This is a genomic window from Cupriavidus sp. 01L415 (assembly GCF_056400065.1).
Window position 1 is genome coordinate 308147 of record NZ_JBFTSP010000002.1, and the last position, 23957, is coordinate 332103.

Here is a 23957-nt window from a genome sequence, read left to right on the forward strand (position 1 = left end):
TCGCACCAAATCGTCGGCCGCGCGCAAGAATTGTTCGGGAAATGGCTTGCATCCGTCACGAGTGGCCGATCTCTGACCGGTCAGGCCCCGCAATTGCTACTAAGCTGTTTTAGGTTGCCCGGGCCCGGGCAACCGACGGGTCCATCCGTGAGGAGATCACGATGAAAACGAAGACGTTAATATCCGCCGCGCTGGTTGCGGCAGGCATGCTGACCATGCCATTCGCTCTCTCCCAACAAGGACAGAAGCCGCATGGCACGTCGAAGCAACAGATGCCAGCCGATTCGGCGAGTGCGGCGCCGATGGGCGCGCAGTCCCCCTACGCCCCGCAGAAATGGAACAAGGGCGACCGTTTGCCCGCGGAGTTCCGTGACAGGCAATATGTCATCGACAAGTACAAGGACTACAACCTCCCAGCGCCCAAGAAGGGCTATCACTGGGTAGGCGTGGGCGCCGACTACTACCAGGTGTCGTCGAACGGGACGATCTGGTCGGTGGGTCCGGGAGGCTGATCCCGATCCCCGCGCGGGACGCGCGGAAGGTGCAGATTGTGTAGACAACGGGCATGCCGGCGATCGACGGCATGCCCTTTTTCATGCTGGGTCGGGAAAGAAGACGTCCCGGACAGCCGCCTCGATCGCATCGAATGCCTCGGGCTGGACGCGGTCACCGAGCTGCTTTCTCCACCGGTTGGAGACCCGGCCTTTTTCCTTGAAGCAACTGGATACCAGCGTGGCCAGGTCACTGTTCCGAATGTCGAATTCGGCGCCGATGCGTTTGACGACCTCGTCGTAGCCCTGCAGGAACTGGGTCTCCGCTTGCAAGTCGTGTTCCAACGCTTCCTTCACCATGCGTACGCCAAACTCCACGCATGGCGTGGCATCCCAGTAGCTATACGGCGTTGTGCCGGCACTGGTCTGGCAATCGAACTCCTGATCGCCCATGGCGCGCACGCGCCATAGTGCCCGTACCGGTTTGGAGAAGGCTTCCAGCGCGGCAAGGTAGTCCATTTCGTGGCGCTTGATTGCCACGGATACGGGCAGCAGAAACCCCTTTGCCATCTTGCCGGACCGGCACAGCGCGTGATGGATCAGGAAGCGCGACAGGCGTCCGTTGCCATCCATGAATGGGTGGATGAAGACAAACCAGAACGACACCACGCTCGCCACGATCAGCGGATCGAGATTCGCAGGCGGTGCGTTGGCAAAATCTTCGAGTGCCTGCATGAGACCCGGCACGTCGTCCGGCTTTGGCGGGATATACGTGACGGATGCAGGCCCATGGCCGCCGCGGCGCAGCCAGTTCTGCTGGGTCCGGTACTGAACGGCCAGGTCGAACGGGTTGGAGATGACATCGTTCTGCAGCTCGGTCAGGTATTCCTCGCTGAGCGGTCGCTGTTCATGCGCGTGAAGCAGCAACTGGACAAAGCGCTCGGATTTGTCCTGCGTGGGCCGTTCGCGTTCGATCTCGAACGAACTGTCGGTTTCACTGAGGTAGGCCCAGCTGAGCGCACGGTCCAGTACGTCCTTGCCGACGGTGGCAATGAAGGCGTCCATTCGCGCGAACACATCCATGTCGAGGATCGACTGGATGGCCTCCGTGCGACGCACGCTGAGGCAATAGTCCAGGTTGCCCAGGCCGTTGAAGCGGACGCGCCATCGCGGGTAGAGCTGGCCCGGCTCGGCGGTGTAGTACTGGGCCGGATCGAACAGGTTCACGTATGGCACCTTGTCCGAGAGCGTTGGGGTCAGCTGCGTGCCGGTGAAGTGTTCCCAGAGCAGTCCGGCGATGCGCGCAAAACGGCTACTGGGCTGCGCATCGATTTCCGCCTGGATCTCGTCACGGGGAATGTGCGGCAGCGCGCCGGCCAGGATGGCCAGGTTGGTGCCTTCATGTTTGAGTGCAAAGAGCGTGTGGTCCAGCAGGGAGGCATCCTCCGGCGGCGCCACCTTGCGTGGGAAGAGCACGGCGTCGGCGGTTTCCAGGATGCGGGTGGTCGCGCCGGCGCGCGCCTCTCGGTTCACCGGGACGGCAGGAAGATCGAGCCGCTCCCGCAGCTGCGCGTATCCAACCAGACGCATTTTTTGCACTTTTCCCTTTATGTGATTTATAGGTCGCAACAATTTTTGCGCTGAACGAAGATTTTTTATATTGCGGGGGTATTTTGCCTACTTTTTTTTAGGAGGTGCGTCCAAATCTGCAAAGAGACCGGACTGCACCGTCCTGTTTCGCACAAAATTTGCGCTGAACGAAGAAAATTTATATTTCGGCGAAAATTTCGCACCAAATCTTAGGGAAAGGCTGACCAATCAGCCCGGCAGCGCCTCGTACGTCAGCAGGAACACCTGTTCCTCGCCCGCGCTGACGGGGAGCCAGACGATGTCCAGATCCGCGAACGCGGTCTCGACATTTTCCTTTTCGTTGCCGATCTCCACCACCAGCACGCCGCCCGGGTTCAGGCGCTTCTTCGCGCCCGCAATGATCCGGCGCACGATGTCCATGCCGTCATCGCCACCCGCCAGCGCGATGCGCGGCTCGGCCAGGTATTCGGCTGGCAGGTCGCGCATCGATTGCTCGTTGACGTAGGGTGGGTTGGTCAGGATGACGTCATAGGTCGCGCCGGCCGGCAGTGGCGCATAGAGGTCGCCTTCGTACAGCGAGATCCGGTCGCCCATCTTGTAGTCGGCCACATTGCGCCGTGCCACGGCCAGCGCGTCCGGGGAGATGTCCACGGCATCGATCCGCGCATTCGGCCAGACGTGCGCCGCGATGACCGGCAGGCAGCCGGAGCCCGTGCAGAGCTCCAGCACCGGCCCGATCTGCTCCGTCTCGCCGAGCCAGGGTTCCAGCCCCTCCTGCAGCAGTTCGCCGATAAAGCTGCGCGGCACGATCACGCGGGAATCCACATAGAAGCGCAGGCCGTGCATGAAGGCCTCGTGCGTGATGTAGGCGGCCGGCACGCGCTCGGTGACCCGGCGCTCGATGACTTTGAGCACCGCGTCGACTTCCTCGGGCAGCAGGCGGGCGTCCAGGAACGGATCGAGCGTATCGAGCGGCAGGTTCAGCGTATGCAGCACCAGATAGGCGGCCTCGTCGTAGGCGTTGGCGCTGCCGTGGCCGAAGGACAGTTTCGCGGCGGTAAAGCGCGAGACCGCCAGGCGCAGCAGGTCACGGACGGTTTGCAAGGGAGAGGTGGCCATGGAAGGACTCGCTGGAATTGGCTGGATGAAACGACGGCTGGGATGAAACGGCGGCCGGAATGAATCGGCGGCCGGTATGAAACGACGCTGACCGCCAGTGCGGTCAGCAAACTCTGGCGACATCGCCGGGCCGGGCCGTATGGAAGCGTCCATCGGACGCCTCTGAAAACCGGTCCCGGTGACGCCCGGCGGGTGAAACGCTCAGGCGATCAGGCGTTCGAGCACGCCGCGATACACATTCTTGAGCGGCTCGATGAAGCGCACTTCCACATGTTCGTCGATCTTGTGGATGCTGGCGTTCGGCGGGCCGAATTCGATGACCTGCGGGCAGATCCGTGCGATGAAGCGGCCGTCGGAGGTGCCGCCCGTGGTCGACAGCTCGGTCGTCACGCCGGTCTCGGCGGAGATCGCCGCGGCAAGCGCTTCGGACAGGCCGCCGCGCGGGGTCAGGAACGGTTCGCCGCCCAGCGTCCAGTCCAGCGTGTATTCCAGCTGGTGCCGGTCCAGGATCGCGTGGACCCGCGCCTTCAGGCCGTCCGGCGTGCTGGCCGTGGAGAAGCGGAAATTGAAGTCGATCGTCACATGGCCCGGGATCACGTTGGTCGCGCCCGTGCCGCCGTGGATGTTCGACATTTGCCACGTGGTCGGCGGGAAGTACTCGTTGCCTTCGTCCCAGACCTCGTTTACGAGGGCGTCCAGCGCCGGTGCGGCGAGGTGGATCGGGTTGCGGGCCAGGTGCGGGTAGGCGATGTGCCCCTGCACACCCTTGACGGTGAGCTTGCCGGACAGCGATCCGCGACGGCCGTTCTTGACCATGTCGCCCAGCGTGTCGACGGAAGTCGGCTCGCCCACCACGCAGTAGTCCATGCGCTCGCCGCGGGCGCGCAGCGCTTCCACGACCTTCACCGTGCCGTCGTGCGCGGGGCCTTCTTCATCGCTGGTGATCAGGAAGGCGATGGCGCCCGCGTGATCGGGATGCCGGGCGACGAATTCCTCGACGGCCACCACGAAGCCCGCGATGGAGGTCTTCATGTCCGCCGCACCGCGCCCGTAGAGCTTGCCGTCGCGATGCGTCGGTTCGAACGGATCGGATTTCCATTGGTCCAGCGGGCCGGTGGGCACCACATCCGTGTGGCCGGCGAAGGCCAGCAGCTTGCCCGCCTTGCCCTGGGTGCCGCGCCGGACTGCCCACAGGTTGGTCACGCGGAAGTCATCCGGGCCACTGACGATGTTTTCGCATTCGAAACCGAGCGCCTTCAGGCGGGTTTCCAGCACGGCCTGGCAGCCTTCGTCAGCGGGCGTGACGGAACGGCGGCGGATCAGGTCTTCGGTGAGGGCGAGGGTGGGGTTCATAGGGCGAGGGGAGCAAACAAATATCAGAACAACGTGGCGTAGGCGTCCGCAGAGAAGCCGACGCTGACCTTGCCGCCCCGGTCCAGCACGGGCCGCTTGATCAGCGACGGACTGGCCTGCATCAGGGCGATGGCGCCGGCTTCGCTTTCCGCCCGGGCCTTGTCGGCATCGGACAGCGAGCGGTACGTCGTGCCTTTCTTGTTCAGCAACGTTGCCAGCGGCACATGGCCAAGCCAGGCGCGCAGCATCGTCTCGTCCACGCCTTGCTTCTTGAAGTCGTGGAAGGTGTAGGCCACGCCGTTGGCATCCAGCCAGGTGCGGGCCTTCTTGACGGTGTCGCAGTTGGGAATGCCGTAGAGCAGGACGGTCATGGTGTCTGGGGCCATGAAAGGCCGGTTGGGTAAGGGCTTTGCCGGGGCGACGCCAGGGGGCCTGTAAAGGGCCTGCCAGGGGCCGGCGTCGCCAGGCGCCTAGCGGAACAGCAGGTTGATCGCGATGACCAGCCCGCCCAGGCCCAGCGCCACGCCGGCCATGGCCACGCCGGTCATCAGGCGCAGGCGGCGTTCCAGCCGCGCCGCTTCCTTTCGCAGGGCCTCGATGGTGATCGCATGTTGCTCGGCCAGCATCTTGACGGCTTCGGCCTGTTGCACCACGGCCGCTTCCAGCTCGGCGATGCGGGCGACCGGATCGCGGTTTTCCACGAGGTCCGGGGCGCCGGGCGCCTCGCCCTTGCGCTTGCCTTTCTTGATCTTCTCGATGGTCTTGTTGGCCTGTTCGAGAATGGTCGGCAGCAGGGAGAGCACGGTGCTGACGGTGGCGGGGTCCAGGGCCATGAGTCGCTTGCGGAGGGAGGGCATTGGCAGATGTCGACGCCGCCGGAAAACTGGCTGGCGGCATCGGCAGGTCTCGACGCCGCCAGCCCAGCCAGCAGGCCGGCCGGCGGCGTCGCGCGATCCGCTCGCCGGCGATCAGTCGCCGCGCAGCAGGTCGTTCAGGCTGGTCTTGGCGCGGGTTTGCGCGTCCACCTTCTTGACGATGACGGCGCAGTACAGGCTGTACTTGCCATCCTTCGACGGCAGGTTGCCCGCCACCACCACCGAACCCGCCGGCACGCGGCCGTAATGAATTTCGCCGGTTTCGCGGTCATAGATCTTGGTCGACTGGCCCAGGTACACGCCCATCGAGATGACCGAGTTTTCTTCGATGATCACGCCTTCCACGACTTCCGAGCGGGCGCCGATGAAGCAGTTGTCCTCGATGATGACAGGGTTGGCCTGCAGCGGCTCCAGCACGCCGCCGATGCCCACGCCGCCGGACAGGTGGACGTTCTTGCCGATCTGCGCGCACGAACCCACGGTGGCCCAGGTGTCGACCATCGTGCCTTCATCCACATAGGCGCCGATGTTCACGTACGACGGCATCAGCACGGCATTCTTCGCGATGAACGAGCCACGACGTGCCACGGCGGGCGGCACCACGCGGAAACCGGCGCGGGCGAAGTCGTCGCCGGTCCAGTTGGCGAACTTGGTCGGCACCTTGTCGTAGAACTGGGCGAAGCCGCCGGCGCTCATCGGCGCGTTGTCTTCCAGGCGGAACGACAGCAGTACGGCCTTCTTGATCCACTGGTTGACCACCCAGTCCTTGCCTTGCTTTTCGGCCACGCGCAGGGCGCCGGTGTCCAGCTGGGAGATCACGTTGGCCACCGCCTCGCGGATATCGTTCGGGGCGGACTTCGGCGACAGGCTGGCGCGGTCTTCCCAGGCCTGGTCGATCAGGGCTTGCAGTGCTTGCGTCATGTTTGTGTCTTCAGTGGTGAATTTGCGGAGGCGGCGCCGGAGTTTGCGTGTCCCGGCGCCGGGACATTTGGTGAATCAGGGTCAAACGTTCGCGCCGGTCAGCCCAGCGACTTGCAGAATTCGACGATCCGGCGCGCGCCTGCCAGGCACTCCTCGGGCGTGGCCACCAGCGCCATCCGGATGCGGTTCCGGCCCGGATTCGTGCCGTGGGCGTCGCGCGCCAGGTAGCTGCCGGGCAGCACGGTCAGGTTCTGCTCGGCCAGCAGGCGCACGGCGAATTCGGTATCGGTCAGCCCGGTGCGCGAAACATCGGCCCACAGGTAGAACGCCGCATCGGGCAGCGCCACGTCGAGCACCTCGGCCAGCAGCGGCGTGACTTCGCCGAACTTGCGCACGTAGGCGGCGCGATTGTCGCGCACATGGGCTTCGTCGTTCCAGGCGGCCACGCTGGCCGTCTGCACGGCCGGATTCATCGCGGCACCGTGGTAGGTACGGTATAGCAGGAATTTCTTGAGAATCGCGGCGTCACCGGCCACGAAGCCGGAGCGCAGGCCCGGGACGTTCGATCGCTTGGAGAGGCTCGAGAACATGACCAACCGCTCGAAGCCGCGGCCCAGCTTGTGGGCGGCCTCCAGCGCACCCAGCGGCGGCTGAGCCTCGTCGAAATAGATCTCGGAATAGCACTCGTCGGAGGCGATCACGAAGCCGTAGCGATCGGACAGCGCGAACAGCTGGCGCCAGTCCTCCAGGGACAGCACCGCACCGGTCGGGTTGCCCGGCGTGCAGACGTACAGCAGCTGGACCTTCGGCCAGACATCGGCGTCGATCTGGTCGAACGCCGGGGCGAAATTGCGCGCTGGGTCGCTGTTGGCGAAAACCGGGCAGGCGCCGGCCAGCAGGGCCGCGCCTTCGTAGATCTGGTAGAACGGATTGGGGCACAGCACCAGCGCGTCAGGACGGGTGCCGTCGACCACGGTCTGGGCGAAGGCGAACAGCGCTTCGCGCGAGCCGGTCACCGGCAGCACTTCGGTCGCGGCGTTGACGCCGGGCAGGCCGTAGCGGCGCTCCAGCCAGCGGGCGATGCACTGTCGCAGTGCGTCGGAACCGGCCGTTGTGGGATAATTCGCCAGCCCCGAGAGGGACCCGGCCAGTGCCGTCTTGATGAATTCGGGCGTGGGGTGCTTGGGTTCGCCGATGCCGAAGCTGATTGCTGGCTTGTCGGCAGGCTTCACATCCGAAAAGAGCACCCGCAGTTTCTCGAAGGGGTAGGACTGGAGCAGGTCGAGGCGCGGATTCATCTGGTGGGGGCCGGTTAAAACCACGCATTATAGAGGAATGGCACCGCATTCCGTGCGTCGGCGAGGCCCTGGCGCCCGGTTCGCGCACCGATGCCGGGCATCGGCAACCGGTGATGGCCACCGCACTGGCCGTCGCCGCTCCCGCCACCCCTCCATGCTGTGTGCTTCGTGCGGCCGCCTGCCTTGCGATCTTTTCCTGTTTTTCCCCGTTTTTCCCATTTCCATGAGCGCATCCAACGTTGCGGCGCAGCATATCCCCGCCGACCCGCATTCCGTCAAATCGTCCCTGTCCATCCTGTTTGGCGCCTCGGTCTGGGGCATCGCCTGGTTTCCGTATCGCGTGCTGAACGGCTGGGGGCTGGGCGGCATGAGCGCGGCGGCGCTGGTGAGTTGCACCGCCGCCCTGATTTCGCTGATCGTGTTCCGGCGGCAACTGTCGGGCCTGCGCGGGTCGTGGCTGTTCGCCGCGATCGGGCTGGCCGCGGGCGTGACCAATGCCGGGTTTGTCTGGGGCAGCGTCAATGGCCATGTGATGCGCGTGCTGCTGCTGTTCTACCTCACGCCGGTCTGGACCGCGCTGTTTGCCCGGATGTTCCTGGGCGAGCGCCTGTCCGCCGCCGGCCTGCTGCTGGTGGCGCTGGCGCTCTTTGGCGCCGGGCTGATGCTGTGGACGCCCGAGGTCGGGGTGCCGCTGCCGGGCAATGCCGCCGAATGGTCGGGCCTCGCCGGCGGCATGGGCTTTGCCGTCAACAATGTGCTGTCACGCCGCGCGGGGCAGCGCTTTCCGGAGATGGACGCCCGTCTGCGTACGGTCGTGGTCTATGTCGGCTGCACGGTGGTCGGCGTGCCCTGTGCGCTGTTGCTGGATGGCAGCCATGTGGTGCTGGCACGCGGTGCCGGCGTGTCCGTGGCGTCGCTGGTGCTCGGCCTGTCCGTCGTGCTGGTGGTGAGCAATGCCATCGTCCAGTATGGGCTGCAGCGGTTGCCGGCCAACCGGGTGTCGCTGCTGATGCTGTTCGAGATCGTGGTGGCGGCCGTGTCGGCCTGGTGGCTGGCGACGGAAACACTGAGCTGGAAGGAGGCGGCAGGCGGGCTGTGCATCGTGGCGGCCGGCGCCTTGTCAGGGCTGGTGCACCGCGCGAAGCCAGCCGGCACGGTGGCGGCGCCGGGCGTGGAGGCGGCCGCGTAGGGTTTGATACTTCCGCGTCACTCCGGGTCGTGCGGCAAGGTCACATCGAGCCGGCTCGTATCCGTTGGTCGTCAGTTGGCCGACAGGCGAGCCGCGCATCACTTCCGTACGCGTGCCTTCAGGTATGCGGCGGTCAGCAAGGGGACGTCGAACGGTGGCAGGAACTGCCCGCGCACCGTCCCATCTGGCCCGATCAGAATCAGCGACCCGGGATACGGGGCATTGGCAGTGGGCGGCACGCCAGGCTTCGCGCCGAGATCGTCGATGAGTCCCGCCAGCGTCTCGGCGCTGCCCGTGGCGCCGACGAAGCGCGCGTCATAGGGCGCCAGATACCGCCGCAGCGCCTCCGGGTTATCGCGCCGCGGGTCCAGCGAAATGAACAGCACTTGCGTGGTGGCAAGTTTCTGCGTGGTGCTGATGCGCTGGTAGAGGCCTGTCAGCGCGGTCAGCGCCTTGCTGCACGGCTCGCCGCAGTGTGTGTCGCCCAGCAGCACGAGGGTCCAGCGGTCCTGCAGCTGTGCCTGCGTGAAGGGCCGGCCGTGCTGGTCCGTGAGGCTGAAGGCGCCGACCGGCCAGCCTCCCGAGGACATATCGGTTTGCTGCGTCGCGTTGTGCGAGGCCTGCGCCAGCAGCGGCAGCAGGATTGCGCACAGGCAGGCGGCAAGCCGGGGCAGGCATCGATTCATGGCAACGCTCCCTGGCCGGAAGGCAGCGCGGCAGGCCGGCCCGGGCTGCGGGCACCCGGGCTGCCCCCGGTTTCCGGCTGTGCGTCGGCAACGGCGCAGGCGCGCCATGAGCGCAGGGCGACGAGCACGCTGGAGCCGCCCATCAGGATCGCCGCGAGCACCGGCTGCAGCAGGCCGCTGGCAGCCAGCGCGAGCGCGATCGCGTTGTAGCCAAAGGCCCAGGCCAGGTTGGTGCGGACGGTCCGGCGCACCTGACGCGATCGCTGCAGCAGCCACGGCAGGCTGGCCAGCCCGGTGCGCGGCAGCACGACGTCCGCGCTCTCGCGCGCCAGATCGGCAGCATTGCCCATCGCGATGCCGACCGATGCGGCTGCCAGCACAGGCCCGTCGTTGAGGCCGTCGCCGACCATGGCGACTCGCCCCGTCCCGCTTGCCCAGTCGCGCAGCGCGCGCACCTTCTCTTGCGGCAGCAGCCCGGCCTGCCACGCGCCGATGTTCAGTTCGCCGGCCATTTCCTCCACCGCATGCGCGTTGTCGCCGCTCAGAAGCAGGGTGCGCAGGCCCAGGCGCTGCACCTCGGCGATCACCTCGCCGGCATCCGGCATGGCCAGCGTGCGTAGCGCGATCAGGCCATGCGCCTGCCCGTCCCAGCCCACCAGCACGAGCGTGCAGCCGAGCGGTGCCACGGCGAGCAGAGCGGGCGGAACCTCCCAGCCAAGCGTGCCGAGGAATGCCGGCGATCCCAGCGCGCAATGCATCCCGTCGAAGGATCCGGTGAGTCCCTCGCCGGCACTGGAGGCGATGTCGTTGGATGCGGGCGCCGCGCCCGGCGTTGCCGCATAGCGTGCCATCGCGGCAATCGCCCGCGCGGCCGGATGGACCGAGGCCTGTGCCAGCCCTGCCGCCACACGCAGGACCTGCGCATGACTGGCGCCGTCGGCCTGTATGCCGACGGGCAGCAGCGTATCGGCGGTCAGCGTACCGGTCTTGTCGAAGGCGACGCCTTCCAGGCGCGCCAGCGACTCCAGCACGTCGCCGCCGCGGACCAGGATGCCGTGCTGCGCCGCCTGGCCGATGGCCAACGCATGGGCCAGCGGCGCGGCCAGGCCCAGCGAGCAAGGACAGGCCACCACCAGCACGGCCAGCCCGGCCAGCATGGCCGCATCGGCCGCCTGCGCCGGATCGCCCGCGCGGCTGCCCCAGAACCACGCGCTGACGGCGGCCAGGGCCAGCACGCCCGGCACGAATACGGCCACGATGCGATCCACCGTATCCCCCGCCAGGGTCTTGCGCGCCAGCGCTTCCCGCACCTGCCGGCCGATCTGCTGCCAACGCGTCTGGGCGCCGGCCACCGTGGCCTGGACCAGGAGCGGCCGGCTTCCGTTGACACTGCCGGCATGCACCAGCGCGCCGGGCGGCTTGAACTGGGGTTCGCTCTGCCCGGTCAGCACGGCCTCGTTACACTCCGAGCGGCCATCGACGACGATGCCGTCAACCGGGACGCGTTCGCCGGGGAGAATCCGCACCAGTTCGCCCGGCCCGATCGCGGTGACGGCGCGCCAGCATTCCGTATGGCCATCGACCACGCGCGCTTCGGCGCGCTCGGCCGCCAGCATGGGCGCCAGCCGACGCGCCGTGCGGACCCGTACCTGCGCTTCGAGCAGGCGGCCCAGCGTGAACAGCAGCAGCACCATGGCGGCGGTGTCGAAGTAGACCAGTTCGGACGCCCGCCATACCTGCCAGCCCGAGTAGCCATAGGCGGCGAGCACGCCGATGCAGACCAGTGTGTCGGTGGAGAACCGTCCCCGCTGCGCAGTCTGCCACGCGCCTTCGGCAAATGGGCGACCGAGGAGCAGCACCAGCGGCGTGGCCAGCGCCCACAACAGCCAGAGAACGGGCTGGCGCAACCATGCCTCGTCACCGGTAAAGGCATTCGCGTAGAACAACCAGCTGAACAGCATGACGTTCATCGCGAGGAAGCCGCCCACGCCGAGACGGATCAGGGCCGCCGCCGCCTGCGGTTCCTCGTGGTCGCCGTGGTGCACCTGATAGGCCAGGCAGCAGCCATAGCAGCAGAACCAGTGGGCTTCGCCATCGATCTCGCGCTGCTGGCCCAGTCGGCCGACTGGCAGTTGGCAGTGGCTGCAGGCGTGGGGAGTTTCCATGGCGGTGGTCGGAAATCCCTAGTGCAGGTGGGCGCTCATCGGCACGACGCCACGGGCCAGCGTAATCAGCCCCAGCAGGACGATAAATCCGCCGGCCGCCCGCACGCCCTGCATGCGCCAGTCGAGGCGCGCGGCCGGCGCGGGCAGGAAGCTGGCTACCACCGGCTGCGCCGGCGCGCCGTCAGGCTGGTGGCGCGCGCGCCACCAGAGACCGAGTCCGCTCATGGCCAGCATCGCCGGCAAGGTGCCCAGCCCGAATGCGACCATGATCTGCAGCCCGGTCAGCGCCGTGCCACTGGCCGCCGCCTGGGCGGCGAAGGCATAGACCAGCGGGCAGGGGAGAAACCCGTTCAGCACGCCAAACGCCAGCGGCGCGCCGGGCCCGGGCTGGCGCAGCAAGGTGCGCAGCGACTGTGTCAGCCACCGGGCTCCTGCCCCGCCGAGGGCATGGCCGCGATGGCCGAGCAGTCCGGCCAGGTTCAGCCCGATCCCCAGCATCAGCAGGCCGGACAATACGGCCAGCGCGCGCTGGATCATGCTGGCCGTGCTGTTCTCGCCCGCGTGACCGACCAGCAGCATGCCGAGATAGCCGGCCAGCGTGCCGAGGAAGGCGTAGCTGCCAATGCGGCCCACGCTGTAGGCCAGGTGCCGCAGCAGGGTGGCGAGGCGTCCGCCGGGCGCGGGCCCCAGGCCGCATGCAAAGCCGCCGCACATGCCGACACAGTGCATGCTGCCGGCGGCGCCGGCCAGGAAGACGAGCCACAGGGCGGTCATGGCTTTCCCGTTATTTGTGTGCCGCCAGATACGCCACCCACGCAAAGAATCCGACCGTCATGATGACGAAGATCCAGAAGGCGATCGATTCGTAAAGGGTCATGGCAGGCTCCCTTCGCCCTTCACAGCAGGCGCACGCCGAGAATGTTAAGCGCAAGCTCGCCGAACAGGAAGGCCAGATTGAGCAGGGCCAGTGCCAGCAGCAGTCTCGGTGCCATGTGGATCTCCAGTGGGTCGTGCGCAGGCGGGTGGCGGGCTAGCGTGTCAGGTCGAGCCCCGGCCCAAGCCCGCCCCAGTATGTGTAGCCGTAGTACAGCGCCCAGATGAACAGCACCAGGTAGACGACCAGCAGCCAGGCGTTGATGCGTCCGTGGCGCGCCTGGATGTGGCCGCCGCCGTAGTCCTCGGTCTGACGGTGGTGGGGCAGTTCCTGCCCGGCGGGGGTGTCGTCGCGTTCGTTACTCATGGCCGGTTTTCTCCTCCGCGCCGTCATCGCTGACCTCGGCCCGGTAGGCCTTGTACTTGATGGCTTCCACGTCCTCGAACAATCCGGACAGCACGGCCCAGATGAACAGGCAGACCGCGCCGAGGCTCATGAAGAAGGCCACGACGAATTGCAGGAAGGTGAGTTCGGCCATGATCGCGCCCCGGGTTCGTCAGCGTTCGTGTCAGCGTTCGTCGGCGAACGCGAAGCCATGCCGCCTGGCCCAGGCTTCGCCCGCATAGGTGCTCGGCTGGCCAGGTTGCGCCGGCTGACCGGTGCCCGGTGCACGGTAAGCCTGGCGCGACTCGTCCGCGCGCAGCGCGGGGTCGTTCAGCGCGGCCTTTTGCTCGGGTGAAATGGGTAACGGCTGGCCGGTCAGCGGATCGGTGTAGGCCGACAGCGACAGGACGAAGTACGCGAGCGCCCAGCGGTCGGCCTCGGACACGGTGTCGCTGAACGACGGCATCGGCGTACCGGAGAGCCCCGTGCTCATGGTGCGGAAGATGTCCTTGACCGATGCGCCGGACTTGAATTGCCCGGTGGTCAGGTTGGCCGGCGGAATGGGGAAGCCGAAGTCGTCCTTGAGGCCGGCCGCCTTTTCGCCGTCACCCTTGCCGCCGCGCCCGTGGCATTCCCAGCATTTGGCGCGGTCCCAGGCCTGCTTGCCACGCAAGATGGTTTCCGCCGACGGCTTGGGCGGAACGCCGATGAAGATGGGAGCCAGCGCCGGTTCCTCCAGGAAATAGAAGTAAGGCTTGTCGGGCTTGCTGCGGTCGGCCGCCAGTTCGTACTTGATGTACTGGATCACCGCCAGGCGATCCTTCTCCGGCAGCTCGTGCCAGCTCGGCATCGCCGTCCCGCGCACGCCGCGCGTGATGGTGCGGAGCAGGTCGCCGTCATCCGGCATCGAGCCCGACGGCGTGAGGCGGAACTTGAACACGCCCAGCGTGAAGTTGCGCGGGCGGTCCTTTTGCATGAATGCGGCGGCCGGGCCGTTGCCGTCGCCCTTGACGCCGTGGCAGCCGAGGCAGCGGCGCTCGTACACCGTCTTGCCATGCGCGATCCATTCCTCCGAGCGCGGCACGGAAGTCTGCGAGGCTTCCATCTGCTGCGGCTCGAACCGGTCGCGCCACTTGCCGCGGTTGGTGCCGAGTTTCTGCAGATAGGCCACCAGCGCCCGCAGGTCCTCGGTGTCGGTCAGCAGGGTGACGGTCTCGCCTTCGAACTCGTGATTGGGCGTCAGGATCACGGGGTACTTGCCGCGTTCCGGCACGTAGAGCAGCCCAGACTGGTTGGGAGTCAGGGTGATCGTCTGGCTGCTGCCGAAATCGAACAGCAGGCGGGTTTGCGGCGTGTTCTCGATGGTGCGGCGCCCCTGCTGATCCGTCACCAGTTTGGCGACGTGGGGGCCGGTGAACAGCGCGGAAAACCGCGGCATGATGGAGTCGGGCGACAGCATGCGCGGATCCCAGAAATGCGCCAGGTGCCAGGCATCGCTGTATTTCAGGCCCACGCGCGAGAGGTCGGGTCCGATGCGTCGCGTGGAGAACAGATGCGGCAGGTCGAAGGCGTACTCGCCAGCCTGGGCGACGGGGCCCCAGCGTCGTGTCTCGCCAGTGACGGGGCGCACGAATTGCGAGTGGCAGTACCAGCAGCCTTCTCGCGTATAGACCGCGCGCCCGCGCAGTTGCAGCGGCGTGTAGTCCGTGGCCTGGGCCTCGATCCATTTGAGTTCGCCCAGATCGGTGCGCACCACCTGGGTGACCTTGTCGGTCCGCGACTGGGGCTCCAGCATGGGCAGCACGCCCTGCACGAACGCGGCCAGCGAAATGCAGCCGAATCCGGCGACCAGCGCATAGAAGCGCAGTCCGTAGCGGCCATCCGGGCGCCGGGTCATGGGGCGGCTCCCTGTACGGAGCGCGCGGGGCCTGTGTCCGTTGCCGGCTCCGCCGACAGGACGGTGCGCATCAGGTTATAGACCAGCAGGGACATGCCAATGTCCATGGAGATGCCGGCCGTGGTGCGAACCAGCCAGTAGGGGCGGATGGCCACCAGGGAGTCCAGCCATTCCACGCCTGCCATCAGCATGTAGCCTTGCTGCAGGCCGGCCATGGTCAGGTCCAGCCCCATCAGACTGATGCCGAAGGTGATCAGCCAGAACGACCAGTTGCCGAGCCGGGGAGACCAGAGCGGCCGCGCCACCAGCTTGGGTATCACATAGACCGTGCCGCCGATGGCCCAGACCACGAAGGTGCCGAACACGGTCAGGTGCGAATGCGAGATCACGAAATCGCTGAAATGCGTCGGCTGCTGGATCGAACGCAGCGCTTCCGTGGAACCCTGGAAGCATCCCACCAGGTACATCAGCGACCCCATGATCAGGAACTTGGCCGTGAGGTTCTGGGTGAACGTGTGCCAGCGGCCGATCATGGTGCCGAAGAAATTCTGCAGGACCGTCCATACCGGGACGATCAGCAGCATGGAGGTGATGATCGCCAGCGTTTCCGCCCAGTCGGCAATGGGGCTGTACAGATAGTGGTGAATGCCGACGAAAGGGTAGAAGAGCGCCAGCGACCAGAAACCCACTAGCGACAGCTTGTGGCTGTAGACGGGGTTCTGCACGCTTGCGGGCAGGAAGTAGTAGATCAGCACATAGCCCGCGGGCGTGATCCACAGGCCCACGATGTAGTGGATGAACAGGCCGTGGAATGCCGCGCTGTTGATGCCAGTGATGGCGAAGGGCAGGATGAAGCTGCCCAGCACCAGGTTCATCACGGTCCAGACAAAGGCGCCGATCAGGTACCAGACCGCCACATACAGTTGCGGTTCGCGGCGATGCGCGATCGTCATGAGGAACTGCACGGTCGTGACGGACACCACGAAGAAGATGACGGCGTCGATCGCCGTCGGGAATTCGCCGGCTTCCAGCCCCTGGTTGTAGCCAAGCATCAGTGACGCCATGCCGGCGATCAGGCCCAGGTTCCATACCCAGACCAGCCAGTGTCCCCATTGCCCCTTCCAGACCGGCACCCCGCACAGGCGCGGCAGCAGATAGTGGCAAAGGCCGATGAAGAGCGTGGAGAAGGCGCCGAAGATCACGCCGTTGACATGCATCGGCCGAAGGCGGCCGAAGGTCAGGTACTGCGAGGTGCCAAGGTAGTCGGGGTAGTTGAACAGGCTGGAAATGGTCACGCCGATGCTGGGCGTGAACATCAGCCAGAACAGGCCCCAGTACAGCCACTTGAGCACCAGCCCGCGGTCGATCAGCGAATCCAGGTCGGGAAATGCTTCGGATGGATCCGATGTCGCGCGGGCGGTGGTGGTCATGGGCTTGCGCTCTCTTGGGCGACTCAGTGCCTGCCAGGGTCGAGCTTGCTGTTGCGGTTCGAGTAGTAGATGTAAGCCTCAAGGGCCTTCATGGCAGGCCCGTTGGGGTCGATCTTCTCGCCTTCGTTTGGTTTCTCGATGCACCAGTTGATCATGTCGCGCAATGTGGCGAACTCGTTCATCTGCTCCTGGAATTTCGGGAACTCGTGCGGGTGCGTGTCGGAGGCAAACGGGTGGCACATCGCGCAGGCCATGCCGGTGTTCGTCAGCTTGACGTTCAGCTGCTTCTGCGCGCCGGGATCGCCGTGGAAGAGCTGGTCGCCGACCTTCACCTGTTCCATGAAGACGTCTTCGAACGCTTTCAGTTGATCCGATGTGTGGGGTTCCTTGTGCGCCATCGGCCGGTCGCTGTCGTAGCCGAGCAGCAGCAACACGGCCACGCCCGCCGTCAGGGCCCGGGCATGCCATTCGTGTTTTTTCATCGTTCTCTCCTCACGCATTGCTGCGCCGGATGAGGGGTGCCGGCCGCTCCTTCTCTACATACGGTCGGCGATGCGTGGGCTGAGGACCTGGTTGCGATTGTCCTCGGTGCCGGAGTCCGCCGGGTGATCGGCGAACACCGTCTTGCGCCACATCTTGTATTCGTTGTCGACCCGCCCCGGTGCGGTCATCGTCAGGGTGCTCCAGCCCACGCCGTCGAAATGATCGCCCGGATCGGCCCGGATCATAGGCCTGGTCAGAAGGGGCACGCCTTCGGGCGCATACGGCCACGGCCAGGAGGTGGCCAGCATGCCGATCGAGCGGATCTTGCCGATCTCGTTGTAGAGCACCTGGTGCGTATGGCCGTGGATATTGGTGACGTTGTCGTACGGCTTGAGGACTTCATGCGCCTCGCGCCAGTCGCGGATCCAGAAGTTCCACGGCGGGTAGTACTCATACAGCGGGGTATGCGTGAACAGGATCACGGGGCTGGTCTTGGGCCAGCCTGACAGCGTGCTGCTGAGCCAGCGCAGCTGCTTGTCGCCGATGACCGACCACGCGCCGCCCAGCGTGCCGTCGAGCGTGGCCATATGTCCCATTCGCTCCTTCGGCGTCATCTTGCGAGCCGTCCAGAAATCTGGCGCGCCGGCGATGGTGTTCAGGCCGATCACGCGCACGCCCTTGTGGTCGAAGGTCCACGGCGCGGTGCCGAAAGTCTTGTTCCAGGTCGACCCCATATCCAGGTACCAGTCGTGCTCGCCCGGAATGAAGACCTTGCGGATCTTCACTTCCTTGAGCAGGTCGGCGCCGAGTTTCAGTTCGACGGGATCGCCAAGTTGCGCGAGGTCGCCGCCAAAGATCATGAAGTCGGCCGGCGGATTCATCGCCTGGACTTCCTGGAAGGCGCGCACGGTCTTTTCCACGAAGCGGGAGTTCACGTCCCGGGGATAGAGGTGGGTGTCGGACACCCAGGCAAAGCGGAAGGTCTGGCCGGTCTGGCCGTAGGCCACGTCGAGCGTGCTGAGGAGTGGAAAGAATCCACATGCGGCGGCCCCTGCCACGCCTTTCAGCAGCGCCTGGTGCATGAACGTGCGGCGTGTCCAGACCGCACCGCCTTCGGGGCGATCGCCCGGCCCGCGCAGGGTCCGGTGCAATTCGCGTCGTTCGAGTTCAAAGTCGTTCATCTGGCGGCCCTCCGCCCCCCCTGGGGGGGTGATGAAACTGCGGTGTGAAACTGAAGTTATTTCTTCTTCAGTTCGATCGAGAGCTTTGCGGTCTGGCCACCGGCTACCGTGACGGGCATCTCGGTGTCTCCGGTGTAGGACTGCGTGGCGACCACGGTGTAATTGCCGGGCGGAATATCGTCGATGCGGAAGCTGCCGTCTTCACCTGTCAGGGCGTAGTACGGGCTGTCCGCGACGTAGATATGCGCCAGCATCCAGCCATGCGCATCGCATTCGACGCGTACGAGACCGGGCCGCGGCAAATCGCGCGTGATCTTGACCCCTTTTTCCGGCAGTGCCAGGTTGAACGCCGTGCGCTGGCCGTAGAAGCCGTGCGTGTTATGCAGGACCGGATCGGAGCTGGTGACTTCGATCTTGCCGGGGCGGATCACCTGTACCGCGGGCTTGAAGATGCAGTGCTCCTGGTCCAGCACGGGGACCTTGTCCGGTGCGCCCCAGTCCTTGCCTTTGGGAACTTCCTTGAGATACACCACGGCGTCCTGGACGCCTTTGCCGGCGCCGACGCGAACCTGAGGTTCATCGCGCGGACCACCGCAGACGTCACGGTCCTTGGTGGGGATGATCTTGCGGATGGGGACGGTGCCCTGGAAGGTGACTTTGCCCTCGATCTTGCCGCCGCCGGAGACGGGGGCGACATCATAGGCAAAGGCGGGGAGGCTGAGCACGCTCAGCATTGCCAATTGCAGGCAACGCGAATTGCGACCGTAGAAACACATAATGTTTCCTGCCTTCGAGCGCTGTGGGGTGCGCTCTTTCTTCTTCATCCCCCGGGCAGTTACGTGATTAACTGACCTTGCAGACAACCAAAGTACAGCCAATAACTATTGGATTTCGCTGAAGCATAGTACGCGCGCGGGTCAATGCAAGGAGCAGTCACCCTTGTTGTGCGCTTGTCGATGCTGCGTTGCCGCGCTCAGGTGCTTCGGTCGCGGCAATGCGGACGACGATCCACGCGTCGCTCTGCTAGAGTCCGTGCATCGATCTCGTTGGCCACACGGCGATGCGTGCCGACGCGACATTTCAGGAGGCGTGGATCATGCGAGTGCTGGTAGTCGGAGCGGGGGCCGTCGGCGGCTATTTTGGTGGGCGTCTTGCCGCAGCCGGCCGGGACGTGACCTTTCTGGTGCGGCCGCAGCGGGCCGAGACGCTGCGTCACGGCGGGCTGGTGATCAGGAGCCCGCGCGGCGACCTTGCGTTGCGAGAGGTCAGGACGGTCCAGACCGGCGACGCCGCCGGGGCATTCGACCTGGTCCTGCTGAGTTGCAAGGCGTACAGCCTGGACGACGATGCCATGGCATCGTTCGCGCCGATGGTGGGGCCGTCGACGGTCATCCTGCCGTTGCTCAACGGCATGCGGCACATCGATGTCCTGCAACAGCGCTTTGGCAACGACCAGGTGCTGGGCGGCCAGTGCGTGATCGCGGCGACGCTGAATCCCGAGGGTGAAATCGTTCATCTGAACGACATTCACGGCATCACCTTTGGCGAACTGTCGGGAGGCGTGTCGCCGCGCGTGCAGGCGATTGCCGACACGATGACGGGGGCCGGATTCGATATCGCGGTCAGTCCGGACATCGTGCAAAGCATGTGGGAGAAATGGATATTCCTCGCAACGCTGGCGGGCAGCACCTGCCTGATGCGGGCATCGGTCGGCGATATCCTCGGCACGCCGGACGGCAAGGCGTTTATCGAAGGCCTGCTGGACGAATGCCGTGCCGTTGCGCAGGAGAATGGCCACGTCATGCCGCCGGAATTCGATGTGCGTGCCAACAGAATGCTTCTCACGCCGTCGCCGCTGACGGCATCCATGCTGCGCGATGTCGAGAACCGCTCGCGCACGGAAGCCGACCATATCCTCGGCGACCTGATCCGGCGCGGGCCGTCGGCGCAGGGGCAGCGCGGCGGGCTGTCGCTGCTGCGCCTCGCCTATGGCCACCTGAAGGCCTACGAGGCACGCCAGGCGCGCGGCGGATAGCACTGGCCCGCCAGCCGCGCGCGTGGCGGGTGGGTCGTCATCCGTACAGCAAGCCGCACCCGGCCCTGGCATGTGACGGCCACGATGGCGGCGGAGCGGCGGGGAGGGCGCTTGCCCGGAGGGTCTCCGGGATCACGCGGGCATTGGAACGGATTAGCAATAACCCTAAGACATTTCCGCCGGCGCCGGCACGGTGACGTTTCGGCGTAACAGGCCGGGTGCCTAGAAAATGCTTGCAGCAACGTCCGCAAGCGATGGAATGGCAAGGGTTTTCCAATTCCGGCCGGAGCCGTTTCGGGGCCTGCGCAACGGTCGATAAAGCGGCCGGACGAGGGTATGGCGATGGTATGATTACCGCCAATCTATCGGGCACCGGGGGCAGGAAGGGTCGCAGGCGTCACGCCGCGCCGAGCGCTCCGGGACAGCCCGGCTTTTCCTATCTTCGTATTGCCCAAACCACACGACAACCGTGCGACTGTCCTCGATCAAGCTGGCGGGCTTCAAGTCCTTCGTCGATCCCACCAATTTTCAAGTGCCCGGCCAGCTGGTCGGCATCGTAGGTCCCAACGGATGCGGTAAATCCAACATCATCGACGCCGTGCGCTGGGTGTTGGGCGAGTCACGTGCCTCCGAGTTGCGTGGCGAATCCATGCAGGACGTCATCTTCAATGGCTCCACGGCCCGCAAGCAGGCCGGCCGCGCCAGCGTGGAACTGGTGTTCGACAACGCCGAAGGCCGTGCCGCCGGCCAGTGGAGCCAATACGCCGAAGTGGCCGTCAAGCGCGTGCTGACGCGCGACGGCACGTCGTCCTACTACATCAACAACCAGCCGGTCCGCCGCCGCGACATCCAGGACATCTTCCTGGGCACCGGCCTGGGCCCGCGCGCGTACGCCATCATCGGGCAGGGCATGATCTCCCGGATCATCGAGGCCAAGCCCGATGACATGCGGATCTTCCTGGAAGAGGCCGCCGGCGTGTCCAAGTACAAGGAACGCCGCCGCGAGACCGAAAACCGCCTGGGCGACACCCGCGAGAACCTGACCCGCGTGGAAGACATCCTGCGCGAACTGGGCAGCAACCTCGACAAGCTCGAGGGGCAGGCCGAGGTGGCGCAACGCTTCAAGACGCTGCAGGCCGATGGCGAAGAGAAACAGCACCTGCTGTGGCTGCTGCGCAAGCGCGAAGCCCAGGCCGAGCAGGAGCGCCACACGCGCGCGATTGAAACGGCGCAGATCGACCTGGAGGCCCAGACCGCGCAACTGCGCCACGTCGAAGCCGAGCTGGAAACGATGCGCGCGGCACACTATGCCGCGTCCGACGGCATGCACACCGCGCAGGGCGCGCTGTACGAGGCCAACGCCGAGGTCAGCAAGCTGGAGGCCGAGATCCGCTACGTGGTGGAGTCGCGCAACCGCGTGCAGGCCCAGATCGCGGCCCTGAGCACGCAGCGTGAGCAGTGGCAGGGCAAGGCCGAACAGGCCACCGAGGAACTGGCCCAGGCCGAGGAAAGCCTGGCGCTGGCCGAAGCCCGCACGATCGAGGCGCAGGAAGCGGTCGCCGTGAAGAACGATGAGCTGCCGACGCTGGAAGGCCAGTGGCGCGACGCCCAGCAACTGCTGGGCGAGCAGCGCGCCGGCATCATGCAGGCCGAGCAGGCACTGAAGCTGGAAGCCGCGCAGCAGCGCAGCGCGGATCAGATGCTGCAGCAGCTGGAGCAGCGCAAGGATCGCCTGTCTCAGGAAGAGAAGGGTCTGGATCGCCCGGACGAGACGCGCCTGGAAGAGCAGCGCGCCGAACTGGCTGAGCAGGAAGCCTTGCTGGAAGAAGCGCAGGCCGTGCTGATGGACAGCGAGGACACCGTGCCGCGCCTGGACGCCGAGCGCCGTGGCGCGCAGGAGCGCGTGCAGCGCGAAGCCGCGACCATCGCCTCGCTGGAAGCGCGTCTGGCGGCACTGCGCCAGCTGCAGGAAAACGTCCAGACCGAAGGCAAGGTCCAGCCGTGGCTGGAACGCCATGGCCTGTCCGAGTTGCCGCGTCTCTGGAAGAAGGTCCATATCGAGCCGGGCTGGGAAAACGCGCTGGAATCCGTGCTGCGCGAAAAGCTCGCCGCGCTGGAAGTCTCGAACCTGGACTGGGTCAAGGCCTTCCTGTCCGATGCGCCGCCGGCCAAGCTGGCCTTCTATTCCCCGCCGCCCGCCGCCCGCCCCATTGAGGCGCCGGCTGGCCTGCGTCCGCTGATGTCGCTGGTGCAGATCACCGAACCCGGCATCCGCGCGGTGATGCAGGACTGGCTGGCCGATATCTACACGGCCACCGACATGGCGCAGGCCCTGGCTGCGCGCAATACGCTGCCGGAAGGCGCGCAATTCGTCGTAGCGGATGGCCACCTGGTCGGCCGCAACGCGATCCAGATCTATGCCGCCGATTCCGAACAGGCCGGCATGCTGGCCCGCGAGCAGGAAATCGAAAACCTGCAGAAGCAGGCCCGCGCGCAGACGCTACTGTCCGACGAGGCCAAGACCCAGGCCGTGCGGGCCGAGGCTGCCTACACGCAGTCCAGCCAGACGCTGGCCGACGCCCGCTCGCGTGCCGAGCAGGCCACGCGCCGCGTCCATACGCTGCAGATGGACGTGCTCAAGCTGTCGCAGGCGATGGAGCGCTTCTCGGCGCGTAGCGGCCAGATCCGCGAGGAACTGGCCGAGATCGGCGCGCAGATCGAGGAGCAACGCGCCGTGCGCGCGGAATCCGAGGCGAGCTTCGAGCAGCACGATACCCAGCTGGCGGAGATGCAGGCCTCGCACGAGGACCACCAGATGGCCTTCGAGGCGCTGGACAGCAAGTTGTCGTCCGCCCGCCATCAGTTGCGCGATTTCGAGCGTGCCGCGCAGGAGGCATTGTTTGCCGAGCGCAATTTGTCGGGTCGCATCGACGAACTGCGCCGCAATATCCAAATGGCCGCCGATCAGTCCGAGCGCATCGCCGAGTCGCTGGAAAATGCGCGCGTCGAGCTGGAAACGATCAACGAGCAGACCGCCCACACCGGCCTGCAGGACGCCCTCGAGGTGCGCGCGGAGAAGGAAGAAAAGCTGGCTGCCGCGCGTATCGAACTCGATGCGCTGTCCGCGCAGTTGCGTCAGTACGACGAGCAACGCCTGGCCGCGGAACGCAGCCTGCAGCCGCTGCGCGACCGCATCACGGAATGCCAGTTGAAGGAGCAGGCCGCGCGCCTGAACCAGGAGCAGTTCACCGAGCAGCTGTCGACCGCGCAGGTCGACGAAGCGACGCTGGCGGACAAACTGACCGGCGACCTGAAGCCGTCGTATCTGCAGGGCGAAGTCACGCGGATCAACAACGCGATCAACGCGCTGGGTCCGGTCAACATGGCCGCGCTCGACGAACTGGCCGCCGCGCGCGAACGCAAGACGTTCCTTGACGCGCAGTCCGCCGACCTGAACGACGCCATCAACACGCTGGAAGACGCGATCGCCAAGATCGACCAGGAAACCCGCGCGCTGCTGCAGGGCACGTTCGACCAGGTCAATCATCATTTTGGCGAGCTGTTCCCGTCGCTATTCGGCGGTGGCCAGGCGCGCCTGATCATGACCGGCGAGGAAATCCTCGATGCCGGCGTGCAGGTGATGGCGCAGCCCCCGGGCAAGAAGAACTCGACGATTCACCTGCTGTCCGGCGGCGAGAAGGCGCTGACGGCGATCGCGCTGGTGTTCGCGATGTTCCAGCTGAACCCCGCCCCGTTCTGCTTGCTGGATGAGGTGGACGCGCCGCTGGACGATGCCAACACGGAACGCTACGCCAACATGGTGGCGCGCATGTCCGACAAGACGCAGTTCGTCTTTATTTCCCACAACAAGATTGCGATGGAGATGGCCCACCAGCTGATCGGCGTGACCATGCAGGAGCAGGGTGTATCGCGGATCGTGGCGGTGGATATGGATGCAGCAGTGTCGATGGCGGAGGCCGCTTAAG

The 23957-nt window shown here is 65.9% G+C and carries 21 protein-coding genes; 4 read left to right on the forward strand and 17 right to left on the reverse strand.

The genetic code is table 11. The features are described from left to right. Window positions 1-161 precede the first annotated feature (161 nt). A complete protein-coding gene (locus AC1DOX_RS06695; protein WP_441614878.1) occupies window positions 162-512 on the forward strand; it encodes an RcnB family protein in 351 nt (116 codons plus the stop codon). A gap of 81 nt (window positions 513-593) precedes the next feature. On the opposite strand, the gene AC1DOX_RS06700 is transcribed toward AC1DOX_RS06695, so the two are convergent. From AC1DOX_RS06700 to dapC, 7 genes are all read right to left on the reverse strand, one after another. Continuing rightward, window positions 594-2081, reverse strand: a complete 1488-nt coding sequence (locus tag AC1DOX_RS06700) for a Fic family protein (RefSeq protein WP_441614876.1) — start codon at window positions 2079-2081, stop codon at window positions 594-596. A 228-nt stretch (window positions 2082-2309) separates the two neighbouring features. Next, window positions 2310-3200 carry a 50S ribosomal protein L3 N(5)-glutamine methyltransferase gene (gene prmB / locus AC1DOX_RS06705; protein WP_441614874.1) on the reverse strand — a complete coding sequence of 297 codons (891 nt, stop codon included), beginning with the start codon at window positions 3198-3200 and terminating at the stop codon, window positions 2310-2312. A 201-nt stretch (window positions 3201-3401) separates the two neighbouring features. Next, on the reverse strand, window positions 3402-4553 hold the full coding sequence (dapE, locus tag AC1DOX_RS06710; RefSeq protein ID WP_441614872.1) for a succinyl-diaminopimelate desuccinylase: 1152 nt from the start codon (window positions 4551-4553) through the stop codon (window positions 3402-3404). 23 nt (window positions 4554-4576) lie between these two features. After that, window positions 4577-4924 (reverse strand): arsenate reductase, encoded by a 348-nt coding sequence (locus AC1DOX_RS06715; protein ID WP_441614870.1) that lies wholly within the window; start codon window positions 4922-4924, stop codon window positions 4577-4579. A gap of 99 nt (window positions 4925-5023) precedes the next feature. Next, entirely contained in the window at window positions 5024-5410 is a 387-nt protein-coding gene (locus tag AC1DOX_RS06720; RefSeq protein ID WP_441614868.1) for a hypothetical protein, read from the reverse strand. 111 nt (window positions 5411-5521) lie between these two features. Further along, complete coding sequence (gene dapD, locus AC1DOX_RS06725) at window positions 5522-6349, reverse strand: 2,3,4,5-tetrahydropyridine-2,6-dicarboxylate N-succinyltransferase (RefSeq protein WP_477101230.1); 828 nt, start codon at window positions 6347-6349, stop codon at window positions 5522-5524. Between the two features lie 98 nt (window positions 6350-6447). Beyond that, entirely contained in the window at window positions 6448-7647 is a 1200-nt protein-coding gene (dapC, locus tag AC1DOX_RS06730) for a succinyldiaminopimelate transaminase (RefSeq protein ID WP_441614864.1), read from the reverse strand. 223 nt (window positions 7648-7870) lie between these two features. On the opposite strand from dapC, the gene AC1DOX_RS06735 reads away from it, so the two are divergent. Next, window positions 7871-8836: a DMT family transporter gene (locus AC1DOX_RS06735; RefSeq protein ID WP_441614862.1), complete on the forward strand. Its 966-nt coding sequence runs from the start codon at window positions 7871-7873 to the stop codon at window positions 8834-8836. Between the two features lie 98 nt (window positions 8837-8934). On the opposite strand, the gene AC1DOX_RS06740 is transcribed toward AC1DOX_RS06735, so the two are convergent. The 10 genes from AC1DOX_RS06740 to AC1DOX_RS06785 form a co-directional block, all read right to left on the reverse strand. Then, window positions 8935-9522, reverse strand: coding sequence for an SCO family protein (locus tag AC1DOX_RS06740; RefSeq protein ID WP_441614860.1), 588 nt, complete (start codon window positions 9520-9522; stop codon window positions 8935-8937). Then, window positions 9519-11687 carry a heavy metal translocating P-type ATPase gene (locus AC1DOX_RS06745; RefSeq protein ID WP_441614858.1) on the reverse strand — a complete coding sequence of 723 codons (2169 nt, stop codon included), beginning with the start codon at window positions 11685-11687 and terminating at the stop codon, window positions 9519-9521. The genes AC1DOX_RS06740 and AC1DOX_RS06745 overlap by 4 nt, the downstream gene beginning before the upstream one ends. Window positions 11688-11705: 18 nt before the next feature. Further along, window positions 11706-12461 (reverse strand): sulfite exporter TauE/SafE family protein, encoded by a 756-nt coding sequence (locus AC1DOX_RS06750; RefSeq protein ID WP_441614856.1) that lies wholly within the window; start codon window positions 12459-12461, stop codon window positions 11706-11708. A 256-nt stretch (window positions 12462-12717) separates the two neighbouring features. Beyond that, window positions 12718-12927: a hypothetical protein gene (locus AC1DOX_RS06755; RefSeq protein WP_441614854.1), complete on the reverse strand. Its 210-nt coding sequence runs from the start codon at window positions 12925-12927 to the stop codon at window positions 12718-12720. Then, window positions 12920-13099: a hypothetical protein gene (locus tag AC1DOX_RS06760; RefSeq protein ID WP_441614852.1), complete on the reverse strand. Its 180-nt coding sequence runs from the start codon at window positions 13097-13099 to the stop codon at window positions 12920-12922. The genes AC1DOX_RS06755 and AC1DOX_RS06760 overlap by 8 nt, the downstream gene beginning before the upstream one ends. Before the next feature lie 30 nt (window positions 13100-13129). Further along, window positions 13130-14842 (reverse strand): cbb3-type cytochrome c oxidase subunit II, encoded by a 1713-nt coding sequence (locus tag AC1DOX_RS06765; protein ID WP_441614850.1) that lies wholly within the window; start codon window positions 14840-14842, stop codon window positions 13130-13132. Further along, a complete protein-coding gene (locus AC1DOX_RS06770; protein WP_441614848.1) occupies window positions 14839-16272 on the reverse strand; it encodes a cbb3-type cytochrome c oxidase subunit I in 1434 nt (477 codons plus the stop codon). The genes AC1DOX_RS06765 and AC1DOX_RS06770 overlap by 4 nt, the downstream gene beginning before the upstream one ends. Before the next feature lie 23 nt (window positions 16273-16295). Then, on the reverse strand, window positions 16296-16754 hold the full coding sequence (locus tag AC1DOX_RS06775) for a hypothetical protein (RefSeq protein ID WP_441614846.1): 459 nt from the start codon (window positions 16752-16754) through the stop codon (window positions 16296-16298). A gap of 54 nt (window positions 16755-16808) precedes the next feature. After that, the gene (locus AC1DOX_RS06780; protein WP_441614844.1) at window positions 16809-17936 is read right to left on the reverse strand and encodes a metallophosphoesterase family protein; all 1128 of its coding nucleotides are present in this window, start codon (window positions 17934-17936) and stop codon (window positions 16809-16811) included. 56 nt (window positions 17937-17992) lie between these two features. Continuing rightward, complete coding sequence (locus AC1DOX_RS06785) at window positions 17993-18670, reverse strand: carboxypeptidase regulatory-like domain-containing protein (protein ID WP_441614842.1); 678 nt, start codon at window positions 18668-18670, stop codon at window positions 17993-17995. 362 nt (window positions 18671-19032) lie between these two features. Here AC1DOX_RS06785 and panE point away from each other — a divergent pair, with 362 nt between their 5' ends. Both panE and smc read left to right on the forward strand, forming a co-directional pair. Continuing rightward, entirely contained in the window at window positions 19033-19971 is a 939-nt protein-coding gene (gene panE, locus AC1DOX_RS06790) for a 2-dehydropantoate 2-reductase (protein ID WP_441614840.1), read from the forward strand. A gap of 469 nt (window positions 19972-20440) precedes the next feature. Then, on the forward strand, window positions 20441-23956 hold the full coding sequence (smc, locus tag AC1DOX_RS06795; RefSeq protein ID WP_441614838.1) for a chromosome segregation protein SMC: 3516 nt from the start codon (window positions 20441-20443) through the stop codon (window positions 23954-23956). Window position 23957: the final 1 nt, after the last annotated feature.

Excerpts from the sequence above, each read along its gene's own strand:
- AC1DOX_RS06695 (WP_441614878.1), top strand. The coding sequence starts at position 162 with ATGAAAACGAAGACGTTAATATCCGCCGCGCTGGTTGCGGCAGGCATG.
- AC1DOX_RS06700 (WP_441614876.1), bottom strand. The coding sequence starts at position 2,081 with ATGCGTCTGGTTGGATACGCGCAGCTGCGGGAGCGGCTCGATCTTCCT.
- prmB (WP_441614874.1), bottom strand. The coding sequence starts at position 3,200 with ATGGCCACCTCTCCCTTGCAAACCGTCCGTGACCTGCTGCGCCTGGCG.
- dapE (WP_441614872.1), bottom strand. The coding sequence starts at position 4,553 with ATGAACCCCACCCTCGCCCTCACCGAAGACCTGATCCGCCGCCGTTCC.
- AC1DOX_RS06715 (WP_441614870.1), bottom strand. The coding sequence starts at position 4,924 with ATGACCGTCCTGCTCTACGGCATTCCCAACTGCGACACCGTCAAGAAG.
- AC1DOX_RS06720 (WP_441614868.1), bottom strand. The coding sequence starts at position 5,410 with ATGCCCTCCCTCCGCAAGCGACTCATGGCCCTGGACCCCGCCACCGTC.
- dapD (WP_477101230.1), bottom strand. The coding sequence starts at position 6,349 with ATGACGCAAGCACTGCAAGCCCTGATCGACCAGGCCTGGGAAGACCGC.
- dapC (WP_441614864.1), bottom strand. The coding sequence starts at position 7,647 with ATGAATCCGCGCCTCGACCTGCTCCAGTCCTACCCCTTCGAGAAACTG.
- AC1DOX_RS06735 (WP_441614862.1), top strand. The coding sequence starts at position 7,871 with ATGAGCGCATCCAACGTTGCGGCGCAGCATATCCCCGCCGACCCGCAT.
- AC1DOX_RS06740 (WP_441614860.1), bottom strand. The coding sequence starts at position 9,522 with ATGAATCGATGCCTGCCCCGGCTTGCCGCCTGCCTGTGCGCAATCCTG.
- AC1DOX_RS06745 (WP_441614858.1), bottom strand. The coding sequence starts at position 11,687 with ATGGAAACTCCCCACGCCTGCAGCCACTGCCAACTGCCAGTCGGCCGA.
- AC1DOX_RS06750 (WP_441614856.1), bottom strand. The coding sequence starts at position 12,461 with ATGACCGCCCTGTGGCTCGTCTTCCTGGCCGGCGCCGCCGGCAGCATG.
- AC1DOX_RS06755 (WP_441614854.1), bottom strand. The coding sequence starts at position 12,927 with ATGAGTAACGAACGCGACGACACCCCCGCCGGGCAGGAACTGCCCCAC.
- AC1DOX_RS06760 (WP_441614852.1), bottom strand. The coding sequence starts at position 13,099 with ATGGCCGAACTCACCTTCCTGCAATTCGTCGTGGCCTTCTTCATGAGC.
- AC1DOX_RS06765 (WP_441614850.1), bottom strand. The coding sequence starts at position 14,842 with ATGACCCGGCGCCCGGATGGCCGCTACGGACTGCGCTTCTATGCGCTG.
- AC1DOX_RS06770 (WP_441614848.1), bottom strand. The coding sequence starts at position 16,272 with ATGACCACCACCGCCCGCGCGACATCGGATCCATCCGAAGCATTTCCC.
- AC1DOX_RS06775 (WP_441614846.1), bottom strand. The coding sequence starts at position 16,754 with ATGAAAAAACACGAATGGCATGCCCGGGCCCTGACGGCGGGCGTGGCC.
- AC1DOX_RS06780 (WP_441614844.1), bottom strand. The coding sequence starts at position 17,936 with ATGAACGACTTTGAACTCGAACGACGCGAATTGCACCGGACCCTGCGC.
- AC1DOX_RS06785 (WP_441614842.1), bottom strand. The coding sequence starts at position 18,670 with ATGCTGAGCGTGCTCAGCCTCCCCGCCTTTGCCTATGATGTCGCCCCC.
- panE (WP_441614840.1), top strand. The coding sequence starts at position 19,033 with ATGCGAGTGCTGGTAGTCGGAGCGGGGGCCGTCGGCGGCTATTTTGGT.